This is a genomic window from Massilia sp. UYP32, from assembly GCF_050434365.1.
GTDB classification, from domain to species: Bacteria; Pseudomonadota; Gammaproteobacteria; order Burkholderiales; family Burkholderiaceae_D; genus Telluria; species Telluria timonae.
In genome coordinates this window covers 36194-51309 of sequence record NZ_JBNDIK010000033.1, presented here as the reverse complement: position 1 = coordinate 51309, position 15116 = coordinate 36194, and the positions used below count along the sequence as shown (strand labels likewise).

The following is a 15116-nucleotide window of genomic DNA, read 5'->3' as shown; positions in this document are numbered from 1 at the left end:
TGGATAGCAAGATTTGACAAAACCGGGGTCACGGATGCCGCCAGAATGCGTTTCATACATAAACACCAAGAGACGCCCGAACGTCCTGGAAGTCGCGACCGCAAGGGTGTGTAGAACAACCAACCTGGTTTTGGAGAGGCACATGAACGAGTTGAAGGCACGGCAGTACCAGCGCACCGCGATCGCGGCGGCGGTGGCAGGTGTGGCGATGTCGATGGGACAGGCCTGGGCACAGGAGGCGCCCATCGCAGGGCCGCAGACCGTGGTGGTGACCGGGGTGCGCGCCGCGCTCGAGCAGTCGCTGCGCCAGAAGCGCAACGCAGACGCCGTGGTCGAAGTCGTGACCGCCGAGGACATCGGCAAGATGCCCGATAAAAACGTGGCCGACGCGATCCAGCGCCTGCCGGGCGTGAACACGCAATCGTCGGCCGGCGGCGAGGGCGGCTTCGGCGAGAACGACCGCGTCAGCCTGCGCGGCACCAGCCCCAGCCTGCAGCAGACGCTGTTCAACGGCCATGCGATCAGCACCGGCGACTGGTTCGTGCTGAACCAGATCGGCGGCAACGTCGGCCGCTCCAGCAGTTTCTCGCTGCTGCCGTCCGAGCTGGTCGGCTCGATCGTGGTCCAGAAAAGCCCCACCGCCGACCTGGTCGAAGGCGGCGTCTCGGGCGCCATCAACGTCATCACGCGCCGTCCGCTCGACTTCAAGCAGCAGCTGACGGTCGAGGGTTCGGTGCAGGCCAACTACAACGACCTCTCCGGCAAGACCGAGCCGCACCTGTCGGGCCTGGTGAGCTGGAAGAACGCCAGCAATACCGCCGGCATCCTGATCCAGGGCTTCTCCGAGAAGGCCAGCGTGCGCCGCGACGGCCAGGAAATCCTGGGCTACACCCCGATCAGCGCGACCAGCGCGGCGGCCATCGCCAACCCGGCGCTGGCCGGCGTGATCGTGCCGACCTTTATCGGCGCCGCCCTGTTCGAGCAGACCAAGAAACGCGAAGGCGGCGCCTTCGACATCGAGGTGCGGCCGAACCGCGACCTCACGCTGGACCTGAACGGCTTCTATTCGAAACTCGAAGCGCCGCACCAGAACACCAACTCGCTGGCCGCCCCGGCCAATTCGATCAACAGCCTGGGCCTGATTCCGATCAATCCGGTGGTGCGCAACAACACCCTGGTGGGCGCCGAGTTCACCCGCAATGCGGGCGAGGTCGACAATATCTACCGCCCGGATGCGGGCGGCGAATCGTGGTATCTCGACTTCAACGGCAAGTGGCGCGTCAGCGAGCGCTTCAGCCTGTCGGGCAAGGTCGGCAAGACCCATGGCGTGGGCTGGGACCGCGACGACGTCTACTACCAGAACAACGTCGACGGCGGCATGGTGTATGCCTTGAACGGGCTGTCGCCGGCCTCGATCAGCTACCCCGGCGGCAACACCGCCGTGCCCGGCTCGACCGCCTGGGCCGGCGGCGGCGAATCGCAGTCGGTGGACAAGGAAGAATACGCCCAGCTCGACGGCGAGCTGCGCCTCGACAACCCGACCTTCCAGTCGCTGCGCTTTGGTGCGCGCTGGACCGACCACAAGCGCACCGCCGAGCATCCGCTTGAAACCCGTCCCGGCCCGGTCGGCTTCACCAATCCACAGCCGGCCTGGAGCGGCCAGATGTATCCGAGCGACTTCGGCAGCGACATCGGCGGCTACAGCGGCATCCCTTACTTCAAGTACGACGGCGCGGCGCTCGGCGCCTGGGGCGCGATCCCCGGCAACCGCCTGCTCGACTACGTGCTGCGCCATAACTGGATGAACGAGTTCGAGGTGGCCGAGAAGACGACGGCGCTGTACGGCATGGTCGACTTCGGCGGCGATGGCTGGAGCGGCAATATCGGCCTGCGCGCCATCGAGACACGCCAGCGCACGGTGGTCAACCTGCCGGGCGGCCCGACGCCGATCACGGGGTCGGCCTTCGGTCCCTACACCCCGACCACGTTCAAGCGCACCTACCGCGACTACCTGCCGAGCGCCAACCTGAAATATGACCTGACGCCCGACCTGACGATTCGCACCGCGCTGGCCAAGACCATCGCGCGGCCCGACTACAGCGCGCTGGGCGGTTCGGTCTCGCTCAACGACGACGCGCTGAGCGGCAGCGGCGGCAACGTCAATCTCGATCCGGTGCGCTCGACCAACTTCGACATCGGCGCCGAGTGGTACTACGCGCCGAAGGCGCTGCTGTCGGCCGGCCTGTTCTACATGGACCTGCGCTCGATCGTGGCCCAGGGCACGTCGACCGGGAGCTATTACAACAACAAGCGTGAGACCTTCACCGAATACCAGATCACGTCGCCCTACAACACCAGCGGACGTAACCGCGGCGTGGAGCTGAGCTGGCAGCAGCCGTTCCTGGACAACTTCGGCATGCTGGTCAACTACACCTATGCCGACGGTGAGCTGGACGATGGCGGCGAGTTGCTCAACTCGTCGAAGAACACCTACAACGTGACCGGTTACTTCGAAAACGAGCGCTTCTCGGCGCGCCTGGCCTACAACTGGCGTTCCAAGTACAAGGCCGGCGTGGACCGGGGCGCCAGCCAGCACGTGGACGACATGCCGTCGCTGGCGGCCTCGGTCAACGTCAAGCTGACGGACAAGCTCACGCTGACCTTCGATGCGCTGAACCTCACCAACGAGACCATCAAGATGTACGCCGAAAACGAGGACCGGCCGCGCGCCTTCTACTCGAACGGCCGTACCTTCTACCTCGGCCTGCGCGGCAAGCTGTAATCGACCGGGGAGGCGCCGCGCGCGCCTCCCCAACCTGGAATCAATCCCATGACGTACCGACCAGAGGGCGGCCCGGCGATCGCGATCGCCTGGGAATGCCTGAGCAACTTCACACGCGACGACGCGTTTACCGCGCAGCTCACGCTGCGCAACGATGGCCTTGATGCGATCGCGCCCGGCTGGACCCTGTGCTTCAACACCTGCCGCAAGATCCTGCCCGAGACCGTCAGTGCCGGCTTTCGTGCCGCCCACCTGAACGGCGACCTGTTCAGCCTGGAACTACCGGGCGGTGGCGCCTGGTTGCCCGAGCAGGAATATGTCATCGAGTACGAGTCCCTGCACTGGGCGATCAGCATCACCGATGCGCCTTTGGGCTTCTATCTGCTGGATGCGGCGGGGAGGGCGTTCGACCTGGGCGATCCTGAGATCGCTCCCTTCGTGCGACCGGAACAACGCCACCGCATGCGCGGCGACCTGCTGCCCACGGCCGATGCGGCCTGGCGATTCGAACAGAATGCGGTGCTGTCGCTGCTGGACGACGACGCCGTCGGCCGCATTACGCCGCGCCCGCGCATGGCGCGCTTCGATGGGCGCAGCTGTGTGCTCGGGCGGTCGACGCCGATCGACGGCAGCGCCGGGTTCGACGACGAATCCGCCTTCCTGCGCTCGCTCCTGGCAACGCTGCCCGAGGGGGAGGGCGACACCCGCATCGCGCTCGAGACCGATCCCGCGCTGGAAGCCGAAGCCTACCAGCTGGAGATCGCGCCGGAGCGCGTCGTGGTGCGCGGCGCCGGCGCGCACGGCGTGTTCAACGGCCTGCAAAGCCTGGCCCAGCTCCTGGCGCGGGACGGCACGCTGCCATGCGGGACGGTCGTGGACACGCCGCGCTTCGCCTACCGCGGCATGATGCTCGACGTGGCGCGCCATTTCTCCAGCGTCGACACCGTGCTGCGCCTGCTCGACTGCATGGCGCGCTATAAACTCAACCGCTTCCACTTCCACCTGACCGACGACGAAGGCTGGCGCCTGGCGATCGCCGCGCTGCCCGAGCTGACCGAGGTCGGCGCCCGGCGCGGCGTTCCCGCGCCGGGCGAATCCCCCTGCCTGCCGCCGTCGTTCGGCTCCGGCGCCGACACCCGTTCGCCCGGCGGCAGCGGCTTTTATGGCGCCGACGAATTCGTGACCATCCTGCGCCACGCGCGGCGCCTGCACATCGAGGTGATCCCCGAATTCAATATGCCGGGCCACGCGCGCGCGGCGGTCGAGGCGATGCGGGTGCGCCATGCGCGCCTGATGGCGGCGGGAGATATCGCCGGCGCCGAAGAATACCTGCTGAGCGATCCGGATGACGCATCAAGCTACGAGTCGGTGCAGCTGTGGCATGACAACGTGATGTGCATCGCGCTGCCCTCGGTCGACCGCTTCATCGACACCGTGGTCGCCGAGGTCGCGGCGCTGTACCGGCAAGCCGGCGCGCCCTTGCGCGTGCTGCACACCGGCGGCGACGAGGTGCCGGTCGGCGCCTGGCTCGGCTCGCCCGCCTGCCAGGCGCGCATGCGCGCGCACGGCTGGCTGGAGGCGCGCCAGTTGCGCGACGACTTCCAGGCGCGCTGCCGCGCGATCCTGGCGCGTCACGGCATCGCCTTCAGCGGCTGGGAAGAGACCGCGCTGACCTCGAACGGCGCCGGCCAAGGCGAAGACGTCTACGTGTGGAACAACGGCTGGGGTTCCGGCCAGGAAGACTGCGCCAACCGCCTGGCCAATGCCGGCCACGAAGTGGTGCTGTCCAGCGCCGCCAGCCTGTACTTCGACTTCGCCTACGCCAAGCATCCGCAGGAACCGGGCTATTACTGGGCCGGCTTCATCGATACCCGTGAACCCTTCGGCATGGTTCCCCTCGATGCGCCGCTGCTGCCTCAGCATGACGCAATGGGCCGTGCGCCGACCCTTGCGCAAATAGCGGCGCTGGCCCCGCTCGACGCCGGCGGACGCCAACGCGTCAAGGGCTTGCAGGGGCAGCTGTGGGGCGAGAACGCGCGTTCGCGCGAACGGGTCGAGTACCTGGCGCTGCCGCGCCTGATCGGCCTGGCCGAACGGGCCTGGAGCGCCGACCCCGGCTGGAAGCATCCCGACGAACTGGCCGCCGACTGGAATGAATTCGCCAACCGCCTCGGCCAGCGCGAGCTGCCGCGCCTGGACCGCCTGGCGCAGCCCTGGGCCTACCGCCTGCCGCCGCCCGGCGCGGTGGTCGAGGAGGGCTGGCTGCATGCGAATATCGCCCTGCCGGGCCTGGCCGTGCATTACACTCTGGATGGCAGCGAGCCCGGCGCGCACAGCCCGCGCTACACGGCGCCGGCGCCGCTCGCCGGCAGCCGCAGCGTGAAGCTGGCCAGCGTCGACACCCGTGGACGCGCCAGCCGCATCGTCACCCTGAATCTGGAATTGCCATGACCGCGATGAACGACGCCCCTGCCGCCACGGCCTTGAAGGAAAGACGCCGTCATCCGCTGTCCTGGGTGCCGACCCTGTACCTGGCCCAGGGCCTGCCGTTCTACGCGGTGGCCCTGGTGGCGGGCCAGATGCTCAAGAGCATGGGCGTGCCGAACGACCAGATCGCGCGCTGGACTGGCTTATTGGGCCTGGCCTGGGCCTTCAAGGCGCTGTGGAGCCCGTTCATGGAACTGGCTCCCAGCCGGCGCCTGGCGGTGGTCGCCTGCCAGCTGATCGGCGGCGCCTGCCTGGCGCTGGTGGCGCTGGCGCTGCAGCTGCCGGCGTGGTTCGCCCTGTGCATCGCCTTGCTGGCGGTCGTCTCGCTGGCTTCGAGCACGCACGACATCGTCGCCGACGGCATCTATATCGCCAGCCTCGATGCGCGCGAGCAGGCCGCCTATGCCGGCTGGCAGGGCGCCTTCTTCAATGCGGCCAAGTTCATCTCGCTCGGTGGATTGCTGATCCTGGCCGGGGCGCTGGAACAGCGCTTCGGCATCGAGGCCGCCTGGACCACCGTGTTCCTGCTGCTGGGCGGCCTGATGGCGCTGCTCGGGCTGTACCACGTGCGCGCGCTGCCGGCCACGCCCAGGGTGGCCAGGGCCGGGCTCGGCCTGGGCAGCATCGGCGCCACCCTGCTGGACGTGATCAAGACCTTCTTCGCCAAGCCCGGCATCTGGCTGGCGATCCTGTTCATCATCCTGTTCCGCGCCGGCGAAGGGCAGATCCAGTCGATCGGCCCGCTGTTCCTGCGCGACGCGCGCGAAGTCGGCGGCCTGGGCCTCACCACCGCCGAAGTGGGCTGGGCCTACGGCACGGTCGGCACCGCCGCCTTTTTGGTGGGCAGTATCGCCGGCGGCTACTTCACGGCCTGGCTCGGCTTGACGCGCGCGCTGCCGATCCTCATCCTGGCCATGAACCTGCCGAACGCCGCCTTCTGGTACCTGAGCCATGCGCAACCCGAATCGATGGCGCTCATCGTCGGCCTGCTGGGGATCGAGATGTTCGGCTACGGCTTCGGCTTCGTCGGCGTGATCCTGTTCATCATGCAGGTGGTGGCCAGCGGCCGTTACCAGGCGGCCCACTACGCGCTGGGCACCGGTTTCATGCAGCTGGGTTTCGTGTTGTTCCGCACGATCAGCGGCGATATCCAGCAGGCGCTGGGCTACCGCGACTTCTTCCTGTGGGTGCTGCTGGCCAGCGTGCCGGTGCTGGTGCTGAGCCGCTTCATGCGGATCGCGCCCGCGGATAAGTCCGCCTCTAGCGCTTCTTGACCGGCAGGGCCAGCCAGCCGCGCCAGAGTCCGTCGCCGTCGCGCTCGACCTTCTGAATGTGCGGGCGGGTGGCGTCCAGCCGCCACACCGCCTGGCGCTCGAGCCAGTCTTCGTACATCGCGCGAAAACGCGGCCAGTCGCCGTCGAAGTCGAGGCAGGCATAGCTGCCGGCCGGCAGCACGCGCAGGCCGAGCGTCGGATCGTCGTCCGGCGCATCGGCGCCAAAGCCGCCATCCGGCGCCGCCGCGCCGAAGCCAAAGTCGTAGCAGTATTCGCGCTCGCCGGTGAAGCCGGGATCCTCGTCGAACACCCCATACCAGGACGCGCCGCGCGCCAGGCTGGAGCGTTCGCGCTCGCAGATGAAGGCATTGCAGGCCAGCGACAGGGCGGCGCCCGACTGGCCGAAGAAGCGCTGGTAGCGCAGCTTGATGCCGGGCAGGCTGCGCACCGTGACGCGGGCGGCGACACTGCCCGGTTCGGGCGGGCAGTAGGGCGCCTGCAGGGCCGCCAGGTTGCTCGGCTCGGCCACGAAGAAGCTGACGTCGCTCTCGCGCCCGACCTGGGCGTCCATATAGGCGCGCCAGCCGCCGTCGCGCCACTCCTTGGCCGACATCGCGAACTGCTGGCGGAAGGCCTTGGAAAAGGCCGCGTTGGACGGGAAGCCGCAATCCTGGGCGATGCGCCCGACCGGCACGTCCGGCTCGTGGCGCAGCAGGTGGGCGGCGCGGCGCAGGCGGCGCTTGCGCTGGTATTCCACCGCCGAGAAACCGGTGAGTTCGCGGAAGATGCGGTCGAAGTGGTAGCTCGAATAGCTGGCCGAGGCGGCCAGGCTGCCCAGGGCCAGCGGGTCGCCGACCGAATCGAGCATCAGGTCCATCACCTCGTAGAGGCGCGAATCGCGCGCGGTCGCCCGCCCGGCGGGTGGCGAATCCACGCGCGTGCGTGGCATGGGAGATGCGGTGGGGAGTGCGGGAGCGGGCATCGCATAACGTCATTACAAGACTGAATCGATTATGCGGCCAAACCCCTTTGTATGGCGAACTGTGTGTACTCACGACAACACTCTGAGCTTGCGCAATGGTACATGCGTTTTCGTATAAAAAGTATAAGATCCGTCATGACGCAAGAAGTCCTGCTGCGCTGCAATAAGTGATTAAATCACTTACAATGATGAATTATTTAAAACATAAGACGCCGACGCGCGTTACTGTCTACGGGAGAAGACATGCAGACAGCACTCTCGGCGGGTTTCATCCTTGCCATCGTTTTGTGGGGCGTGATCGCTCCTGACAGCATGGGGGCGGTGTTCGACACCGTCCTCGCATCCGTGACCCGCAACTTCGGCTGGTTCTACCTCTGGGTGGTGCTGGGCCTGGTGGCCTTCGCCCTGTTCATGGCCTTCAGCCGCTACGGCAACCTCAAGCTGGGCGACGAGGACGACGAGCCCGAGTTCTCGATCGGCAGCTGGTTCTCGATGCTGTTCGCCGCCGGCATGGGCATCGGTCTGGTGTTCTTCGGCGTGGCCGAGCCGATCTCGCACTACATCGACGCGCCGCCGGGCACCGTGTCTGCCACCCCGGAAGCGGCGGGCGTAGCGATGCGCTACACCTTCTTCCACTGGGGCATCCATCCGTGGGCCGTCTACAGCGCGGTGGCGCTGGCGATCGCCTTCTTCCAGTACCGGCGCGGCGGCGACGCCCTGGTCAGCACCGCGACCGGGGCTTTGCCCTGGCCGCTCGTCAAGCGCCTGGGCGGCCTGTTCAACGGGCTGGCGGTGGTGGCCACCGCCTTCGGCGTGGCCGCTTCGCTCGGCCTTGGCGCCATGCAGATCAACAGCGGCATGAACACGGTGTTCGGCCTCGCGATCAGCGAATATTCGCAGATCGGCATCATCCTGGTCGCCACCGCCCTGTTCCTGGGGTCGGCGGTCAGCGGCGTGACGCGCGGCGTCAAGATCCTGTCGAACATCAACATGACCATGGCGGCCGTGCTGGCGCTGGTGGTGTTCCTGGTCGGTCCGACGGTGGCGATCATCGACACCTTCACCAGCACCCTGGGCAGCTACGTGACCGAGTTCGTGCGCATGAGCCTGCGCGCCACCCCGTTCCGCGACAGCAACTGGGTCGGCAGCTGGACCATCTTCTACTGGGCCTGGTGGATCTCGTGGTCGCCGTTCGTCGGCCTGTTCATCGCGCGCGTCTCGCGCGGCCGCACGATCCGCGAATTCATCATCGGCACCATGCTGGCGCCGACCCTGGCCGCCTTCCTGTGGTTCTCGATCTTCGGCGGCACCGCGCTGCACATGGAGATCTGGCAGCAGATCCCGATCTCGGACGCGGTCCGCGCCGACACCTCGACCGCGCTGTTCGCGCTGTTCGACGCGCTGCCGCTGGGCCTGATCATGTCGGCCGTGGCCACGGTGCTGGTGCTGGTGTTCTTCGTCACCTCGGGCGACTCGGCGGTGCTGGTGCTGGGCATGATGAGCAGCGGCGGCAACCCGAACCCGTCCACCAAGACCAAGCTGATGTGGGGCGGCCTGATTGCCGGCATGGCGATCAGCCTGCTGCTGGCGGGCGGCCTGAAGGCGCTGCAGACGGCCACCATCGTGTTCGCGGTGCCGTTCTCGCTGGTGATCATCCTGATGCTGGTCTCGCTCTACCGCGCCGTGTGCGAGGACTGGACGGCGCACGAGAAGCGCGAGCGCGAACTGCGCCGCCGCATGCGCCAGATGGTCGAGAAATAAGGAAAGCGCGCCCCTGTACGGGGCGCGCGGCAAGTCAGGTGGCCAGCATCCGCAGCAGCAGGCCGGTGAGGTAGGCGCAGTAGGTGCCGAGCGCATAGCCGATCACCGCCAGCAGCACCCCGACCGGGGCCAGCGCCGGATGGAAGGCGCTGGCGATCACCGGCGCCGAGGCGGCGCCGCCGATATTGGCCTGCGAGCCGACCGCCATGAAGAACAGCGGCGCCCGGATCAGCTTGGCCACCAGCAGCATCAGGCCGCCGTGCACCGCGATCCAGATCAGGCCCAGCAGGAACAGCCATGGGCGGTCGAGCAGCGCGTTCAGGTCCATGTGCATGCCGATGGTCGCCACCAGGATGTACAGCATGGCCGAACCGATGGTCGAGGCGCCGGCGCCTTCCAGCTTGCGCGCCCGCGTAAAGCTCAGCAGCAGGCCGAAGGTGGTGGCATACACCACGATCCAGAAGAAGTTCGAGGTCAGGCTGTAGTCCTGCAGGCGCCATTCGGCCGGCAGGCTCGAGATCCAGGCCACGGTGGGGCCGGTCAGCGCATGCGACAGGCCGGTCGCGCCCAGGCCCACGGCCAGCACCACCATCACGTCGGTGAGCGTCGGAATGCGCGCGTGCTCGGCCTGGTAATGCTCGATCTTTTCCTTGAGCGCGTTGATGGCGGAGACGTCGGCGCCGGTCCAGCGGTCGAAGGCCTGGGCGCGGCTGGCCAGGAACAGCAGCACCGCCATCCAGACGTTGGCGACCAGCACGTCGACCGCCACGAACTGGCCGAACAGGGTCGCTTCGACCTCGAACACTTCCTTCATCGCGGCCTGGTTGGCGCCGCCGCCGATCCAGGAGCCGGCCACCGTGGTCATGCCGCGCCAGGTGTCGCCGGCCACGGTTTCGGGATGGATGAAGTCCATCGCGAGGAAAGACACGATGGCGCCCAGCATCACGCCCAGGGTGCCGGTCAGGAACATGATGATGGCCTTCGGGCCGAGCCGCAGGACGGCGCCGAAGTCGATCGCCACGCACAGCAGCACCAGCGCCGTCGGCAGCAGGTAGTCGCGCGCCACCGGATACAGCGAAGAAGCATTGCCATCGATGATCCCCGCCGTGTTGAGCAGCGCCGGGATCAGGTAGCACAGCAGCAGGGCCGGCACATAGGTGTAGAACTTGTGCCAGAAACCGGATTTGCGGGAAGCGCTCCAGAAGACGGCGCCGAGGATGACGGCCAGCATGCCGAGGACGACGGCATCGTTGGTGACTAGCGGAGAGACAGATTGCATCGTAGGTCCAGGTAAAGGGTGGATCGGCGAGCCCGCCGCCAATGCGGCTGGACGGCGCATTCTACAGTTTTTGTCTTGAAAATCATGTCTTTACGGCAAGCCAAAAACGTGGCGCTTGTCTCCCGTTTGTCTCGCTCACATGCGCGGGCACGGGCTCGAAGCATGGTGAAATAGGTCCACATCACATTCAGGAGGCATCATGGCTGGCACATTCAAGGCAGGTGACAAGGTGCAGTGGAAGTCGTCGCAAGGCACGGTCACGGGCAAGGTCAAGAAAAAGCTGACCACGCCGACCGACATCAAGGGCCACCACGTGGCGGCGTCGAAGGATAAGCCCGAATACCTGGTGGCCAGCGACAAGACCGGGGCCGAGGCGGCGCACAAGCCGGGATCGCTCAAGAAGGTATGATGGACTGCGCTTAAGATTCGCTTCACCTTCGCGCGGCATGCTCGGCGGCGGGTCGGACTTTTTTCCCGACCTGCGCCATACTGGCGTTCCCCAGTTGCCGGAACCTCGCATGCGCATCCTGTTGGTCGAAGACGATACCTCTCTTGGCGAAACCATCCAGGCTTGGCTGCGCCTGGACCAGCACGCGGTGGACTGGGTCCAGCGCGGCGACTCGGCCGACACCGCCCTCAAGACCCACCATTACGACTGCGTGCTGCTCGACCGCGGCCTGCCCGGCCTGTCCGGCGACGACCTGCTGGCGCGGCTGCGCGCGGCCGGCAACGGCGTGCCGGTGATCCTGATCACCGCCTTCAATGCGCTGGCCGACCGGGTCGAGGGGCTGGACCTGGGCGCCGACGACTACCTGGTCAAGCCGTTCGAGCTCGAAGAAATGTCGGCCCGCATCCGCGCCGCCGTGCGGCGCGGCGCCAACCAGGTCAGCAATGCGCTGCGGCACGCCGGCATCGCCCTCAACCTCGACACCAAACAGGCCACCCTGGGCGGCCAGCCGGTCGCGCTGACCGCGCGCGAATACAATGTGCTGTACGCGCTGCTATTGAGGAAGAACTCCATCGTCACCCGCGCCCAGATCGAGGAAACCCTGTACGGCTGGGGCGACGAGGTGGAAAGCAATGCGATCGAGGTGTACATCCACAACCTGCGCAAGAAGTTTGGGGGCGACAGCATCGTGACGGTGCGCGGCCTGGGTTACCGGTTGAAGAACGATGGCGAATAAGGCAAGCGACAAGGATGCGCCGTGGTCGCTGCGGCGGCGCCTGCTGGCCGTCATCGTCGCCGCCAGCACCGTGCTGTGGCTGGCGAGCCTGGGCATCGTCACCGTGATCGCCTGGCAGGAAACCAACGAGGTGTTCGACGACGCGCTGGAAGAGTCGGGCTACATGATCATGGCCGCCACCACCGACTGGAACGAACGCGGCCTGCTGCCGCAGGCGGGAGCGGGCGGCGCGCACGGCCGCAAGGTCGACATGCAGTACCAGATCGTGGTCGACGCTCGCGTGATCCAGCGCACCGGCGATGCGCCGTTGCGCCCCTTCGTGTCCAATTTCGACGATGACAACGGCTTCGCCGAGGCGCTGGCCAATGGCGAGCGCTGGCGCGTGTTCGTGGTGCGCGACGAGGCCCGCAACTTCGAGGTGCAGGTCGGCCAGCAGGTGGATAAACGGTACGACATCCTGGAAGAACTGGCCGATTCGCTGTGGCTGCCGGTGTTGGGTTTCCTGCTGCTGCTGGCGCTGGTGTGCTGGATCCTGACCGGCCGCGTCCTCAAACCCTTGCGCCGCACCGCCGCCAGCATCGCGGCCAAGACGCCCGACGACCTGGCCCAGGTGCCGACCGCGGGCCAGGCGCGCGAGGTGCTGCCGATCGTGCAGGCGCTCAACGGCGTACTGGGACGGCTGGACGCGGCCCTGCAGGCCGAGCGCCGCTTCACCGCCGACGCCGCCCACGAGCTGCGCACGCCACTGGCCGGCCTGCATATGCACGTGCAGCTGCTGCAGCGTCAGCATCCCGAGCTGGCCGCGCCGTTCCAGAAGCTGCGCCAGGACATCGCGCGCCTGACGGCGCTGGTCGACAGCCTCTTGACGCTGGCGCGCCTGGATCCGCTGGCGCGCGAGCAGCTGGTGCGCCAGCCGGTCCTGCTGGCGCCGTTGTTCGAGCGCGTGGCCGCCATGCATGCGCAGGAGGCGGCCGCGCGCGGCATCGTGCTGGCCCTGCGCTGCGAGGTGCACGAGGTGCAGGCCGATCCGCAGATGCTCGAGATCGTGCTGCGCAACCTGGTCGACAACGCGTTGCGCTACTGCCCGGACGACAGCCGGATCGAGATCGCGGCCGTGCCCCACGCCGGCCACGCGCGCATCGTGGTGCGCGACGACGGCCCCGGCGTCGATGCCGACAGCCGCCAGCGCCTGACCGAGCGTTTCTTCCGCGTGCTGGGGCAGGGGCGGCAGGGCAGCGGGCTCGGACTGTCGATCGTCAAGCGCATCGCCGACCTGCACGGCATCGTGCTGGCGTTCGGGCCCGGGATCGATGGCCGCGGCCTGGGCGTGACGCTGGACCTGCCCTCTCTCTAGATTATCCACCTTGGGTAAATGTTGGTACTTGTATTAAGCCAACTCGGCATTATGTGCGGGGCATGCTAAAACAGAAACTGAACTGGAAGCGGCCCCTGTTTTACGTTCTTCTGCCGATCTTTTTCGTCATGGCTTTCCTGGGCTTTCCATTGCCGGTCGCCCCGCCGCCGGCCACCAAGCCGGCGCAGGAGCAGGCTGTCGTCGTGAAAAAGAAGAAGAAACGCATCGGATTATTGATGCGTAAAGAGGAGCGCCAGGACGACGCATCCTGAGCAGGGAAAACCACTGAAAGCGACCATGGACCAACCTGGCCGGCTGCACGCGTTCGACAATCTTCGCGCAATCATGATGTGGCTTGGCATCGTTCTCCACGTCGCCCTCAACCATACGACCGGTCAATCGCCCCTGCCATGGCGCGATTCGCAGACAACACCGCTGGCCGACTTCGTCCTGATGTTCATCCACGCCTTTCGGATGCCAGTGTTCTTCATCCTGGCCGGCTTCTTCGTCGCATTCCTTGTCGCGCGCCGTGGGGCGCTGGGCATGCTCAGGCACCGCATGCGGCGGCTGCTGCTGCCGTTCGCGATCTTCTGGCCGATCCTGATCATCTGCACCACCGTCCTGATGCTCGTCTACTTGCACATCATGGCGCGCGGGACGGTCGGCATCGATCTGCGGCTGCTGGCGAACAAGAGCGCCGGCGCGACACCGTTCAACACGATGCATATGTGGTTCATCTATTATCTGATCTGGTTCTGCGTGCTGACCGCGGCGCTGGCGCCGCTGTGGGCCAAGGCGCCCGCCGGACTGCAAGGCCTGGTCGACCGTGTCTTCACAGCGCTGACCACGCATTGGTGGGGCGCCCTGGTGCTTACGGTTCCGCTGGCAGCCGTCGGCGCAGGCTACCGGGCCGGCATGCTCGCTTCCAGCGGCTCTTTCATCCCGCAAGCGGCCGAGGTCGTGCACAACGGCCTGTTCTTCGTGTTCGGATTGCTCGCACATCGGCACCAGGATGCGCTGTTCCCACGGCTCATAGGCAGTGGCTGGCGCAACGCGATTGCCGGCGGTGTCGTATTCACAGGCGTACTCGGCCTGTTTATCGCCTTCGTCACCAGGCCCGGGACTGTGCCCAACGTCGAGATGTGGATCGCCTTTTTCTACAACCTGGCCAGTTGGCTGTGGAGCTTCGCGCTGATCGGCCTGTTCTTGCGCTATGTGTCGAACCAGAACCGCTTGCTGCGTTATGTGTCCGAGAGTTCGTACTGGGTATTTCTGATGCACATGCTGGGAACGATCGGCTTCGGCGCCATGGTATACAGCTTGCCGCTGGGCGCCCTCGCCAAGATGACGCTGAACCTCATCGTCACGACAGTCGCCTGCCTGCTGACCTATCACCTGTTCGTGCGTAACACCTTCATCGGGGTGCTGCTCAATGGCAAACGCCAGCGTCTCCAGGCCTCTTAAGATCGGTTTAATGTCCGGCCGTTGTAATGCGCCTGTGCCTGCCCAGGACGCAGGCGAACCCAACAGACCAGACAAAGGACCGACCATGAAACGCTTATTCCAGTTCTCTTGCATCGCCGCATTGTTCGCCGGTTCGGCCGTCGCCGTCGCCCAGAATGGCGCGGCGCCTGCCGCCGCTCCCGCGGCAGTCGCCGCACCGGCCGCCAAGCCGGCGCCATCGGGCTATACCGGCCCGTCCGGCGCCCCGCTGATGACGGCGAAAGACTTGCTGGCCAAGGGCAAGGACGACCAGTACGTGCGCCTGAAAGGCAAGCTGACCAGCCACAAGGGCGACGAGGACTATGAGTTCACCGACGCCAGCGGCAAGATCACCGTCGAGATCGACGCCGACCGCTTCCCGCAGGGCGTGACGGTCGACCACAACACCCTGGTCGAGCTGACCGGCGAGTTCGACAAGGAGATGTTCGGCGAATCGACGCTGGACGTCGAGCAGATCAAGGTCGTGAGCAACTGAGTCCCCATGCGGCAGGCGTGGGCGATAATGGCGGT

12 protein-coding genes are annotated in these 15116 nt (G+C 66.6%); 10 read left to right on the top strand and 2 right to left on the bottom strand.

The window, feature by feature from the left end; translation table 11 throughout:
• Positions 1-142 precede the first annotated feature (142 nt).
• From ABIB42_RS22945 to ABIB42_RS22935, 3 genes are read left to right on the top strand one after another with little or no spacing between them, the layout of a single operon-like run.
• Positions 143-2782: a TonB-dependent receptor gene (locus ABIB42_RS22945; protein WP_219862371.1), complete on the top strand. Its 2640-nt coding sequence runs from the start codon at positions 143-145 to the stop codon at positions 2780-2782.
• 48 nt (positions 2783-2830) lie between these two features.
• The gene (locus ABIB42_RS22940; protein WP_429249034.1) at positions 2831-5233 is read left to right on the top strand and encodes a family 20 glycosylhydrolase; all 2403 of its coding nucleotides are present in this window, start codon (positions 2831-2833) and stop codon (positions 5231-5233) included.
• A complete protein-coding gene (locus tag ABIB42_RS22935) occupies positions 5230-6543 on the top strand; it encodes an MFS transporter (RefSeq protein ID WP_219862375.1) in 1314 nt (437 codons plus the stop codon). The genes ABIB42_RS22940 and ABIB42_RS22935 overlap by 4 nt, the downstream gene beginning before the upstream one ends.
• Here ABIB42_RS22935 and ABIB42_RS22930 read toward each other — a convergent pair.
• Complete coding sequence (locus ABIB42_RS22930) at positions 6530-7492, bottom strand: AraC family transcriptional regulator (protein WP_184238108.1); 963 nt, start codon at positions 7490-7492, stop codon at positions 6530-6532. The two genes, ABIB42_RS22935 and ABIB42_RS22930, sit on opposite strands and share 14 nt — an antisense overlap.
• 276 nt (positions 7493-7768) lie before the next feature.
• Between ABIB42_RS22930 and ABIB42_RS22925 the strand changes: the two genes are divergently transcribed.
• Positions 7769-9286: a BCCT family transporter gene (locus ABIB42_RS22925; RefSeq protein ID WP_005663017.1), complete on the top strand. Its 1518-nt coding sequence runs from the start codon at positions 7769-7771 to the stop codon at positions 9284-9286.
• 34 nt (positions 9287-9320) lie between these two features.
• Here the strand turns inward: ABIB42_RS22925 and ABIB42_RS22920 are convergent, their stop codons facing one another.
• The gene (locus ABIB42_RS22920; protein ID WP_005663016.1) at positions 9321-10565 is read right to left on the bottom strand and encodes a DUF819 domain-containing protein; all 1245 of its coding nucleotides are present in this window, start codon (positions 10563-10565) and stop codon (positions 9321-9323) included.
• A gap of 199 nt (positions 10566-10764) precedes the next feature.
• Here ABIB42_RS22920 and ABIB42_RS22915 point away from each other — a divergent pair, with 199 nt between their 5' ends.
• From ABIB42_RS22915 to ABIB42_RS22890, 6 genes are all read left to right on the top strand, one after another.
• Entirely contained in the window at positions 10765-10974 is a 210-nt protein-coding gene (locus ABIB42_RS22915; protein WP_005663015.1) for a DUF2945 domain-containing protein, read from the top strand.
• Positions 10975-11083: 109 nt separating this feature from the next.
• On the top strand, positions 11084-11749 hold the full coding sequence (locus ABIB42_RS22910; protein WP_429249033.1) for a response regulator: 666 nt from the start codon (positions 11084-11086) through the stop codon (positions 11747-11749).
• Complete coding sequence (locus ABIB42_RS22905) at positions 11739-13103, top strand: ATP-binding protein (protein WP_005663013.1); 1365 nt, start codon at positions 11739-11741, stop codon at positions 13101-13103. Before ABIB42_RS22910 ends, ABIB42_RS22905 begins: the two co-directional genes overlap by 11 nt.
• 62 nt (positions 13104-13165) lie before the next feature.
• The gene (locus tag ABIB42_RS22900; RefSeq protein WP_005663012.1) at positions 13166-13375 is read left to right on the top strand and encodes a hypothetical protein; all 210 of its coding nucleotides are present in this window, start codon (positions 13166-13168) and stop codon (positions 13373-13375) included.
• Positions 13376-13400: 25 nt separating this feature from the next.
• Complete coding sequence (locus ABIB42_RS22895) at positions 13401-14567, top strand: acyltransferase family protein (RefSeq protein WP_005663011.1); 1167 nt, start codon at positions 13401-13403, stop codon at positions 14565-14567.
• Between the two features lie 85 nt (positions 14568-14652).
• Positions 14653-15081 (top strand): YgiW/YdeI family stress tolerance OB fold protein, encoded by a 429-nt coding sequence (locus tag ABIB42_RS22890; RefSeq protein WP_429249032.1) that lies wholly within the window; start codon positions 14653-14655, stop codon positions 15079-15081.
• Positions 15082-15116: the final 35 nt, after the last annotated feature.

What these genes read in the sequence shown, in the direction of transcription:
- ABIB42_RS22945 (WP_219862371.1), top strand. Translation starts at nt 143, where the DNA reads ATGAACGAGTTGAAGGCACGGCAGTACCAGCGCACCGCGATCGCGGCG.
- ABIB42_RS22940 (WP_429249034.1), top strand. Translation starts at nt 2,831, where the DNA reads ATGACGTACCGACCAGAGGGCGGCCCGGCGATCGCGATCGCCTGGGAA.
- ABIB42_RS22935 (WP_219862375.1), top strand. Translation starts at nt 5,230, where the DNA reads ATGACCGCGATGAACGACGCCCCTGCCGCCACGGCCTTGAAGGAAAGA.
- ABIB42_RS22930 (WP_184238108.1), bottom strand. Translation starts at nt 7,492, where the DNA reads ATGCCACGCACGCGCGTGGATTCGCCACCCGCCGGGCGGGCGACCGCG.
- ABIB42_RS22925 (WP_005663017.1), top strand. Translation starts at nt 7,769, where the DNA reads ATGCAGACAGCACTCTCGGCGGGTTTCATCCTTGCCATCGTTTTGTGG.
- ABIB42_RS22920 (WP_005663016.1), bottom strand. Translation starts at nt 10,565, where the DNA reads ATGCAATCTGTCTCTCCGCTAGTCACCAACGATGCCGTCGTCCTCGGC.
- ABIB42_RS22915 (WP_005663015.1), top strand. Translation starts at nt 10,765, where the DNA reads ATGGCTGGCACATTCAAGGCAGGTGACAAGGTGCAGTGGAAGTCGTCG.
- ABIB42_RS22910 (WP_429249033.1), top strand. Translation starts at nt 11,084, where the DNA reads ATGCGCATCCTGTTGGTCGAAGACGATACCTCTCTTGGCGAAACCATC.
- ABIB42_RS22905 (WP_005663013.1), top strand. Translation starts at nt 11,739, where the DNA reads ATGGCGAATAAGGCAAGCGACAAGGATGCGCCGTGGTCGCTGCGGCGG.
- ABIB42_RS22900 (WP_005663012.1), top strand. Translation starts at nt 13,166, where the DNA reads ATGCTAAAACAGAAACTGAACTGGAAGCGGCCCCTGTTTTACGTTCTT.
- ABIB42_RS22895 (WP_005663011.1), top strand. Translation starts at nt 13,401, where the DNA reads ATGGACCAACCTGGCCGGCTGCACGCGTTCGACAATCTTCGCGCAATC.
- ABIB42_RS22890 (WP_429249032.1), top strand. Translation starts at nt 14,653, where the DNA reads ATGAAACGCTTATTCCAGTTCTCTTGCATCGCCGCATTGTTCGCCGGT.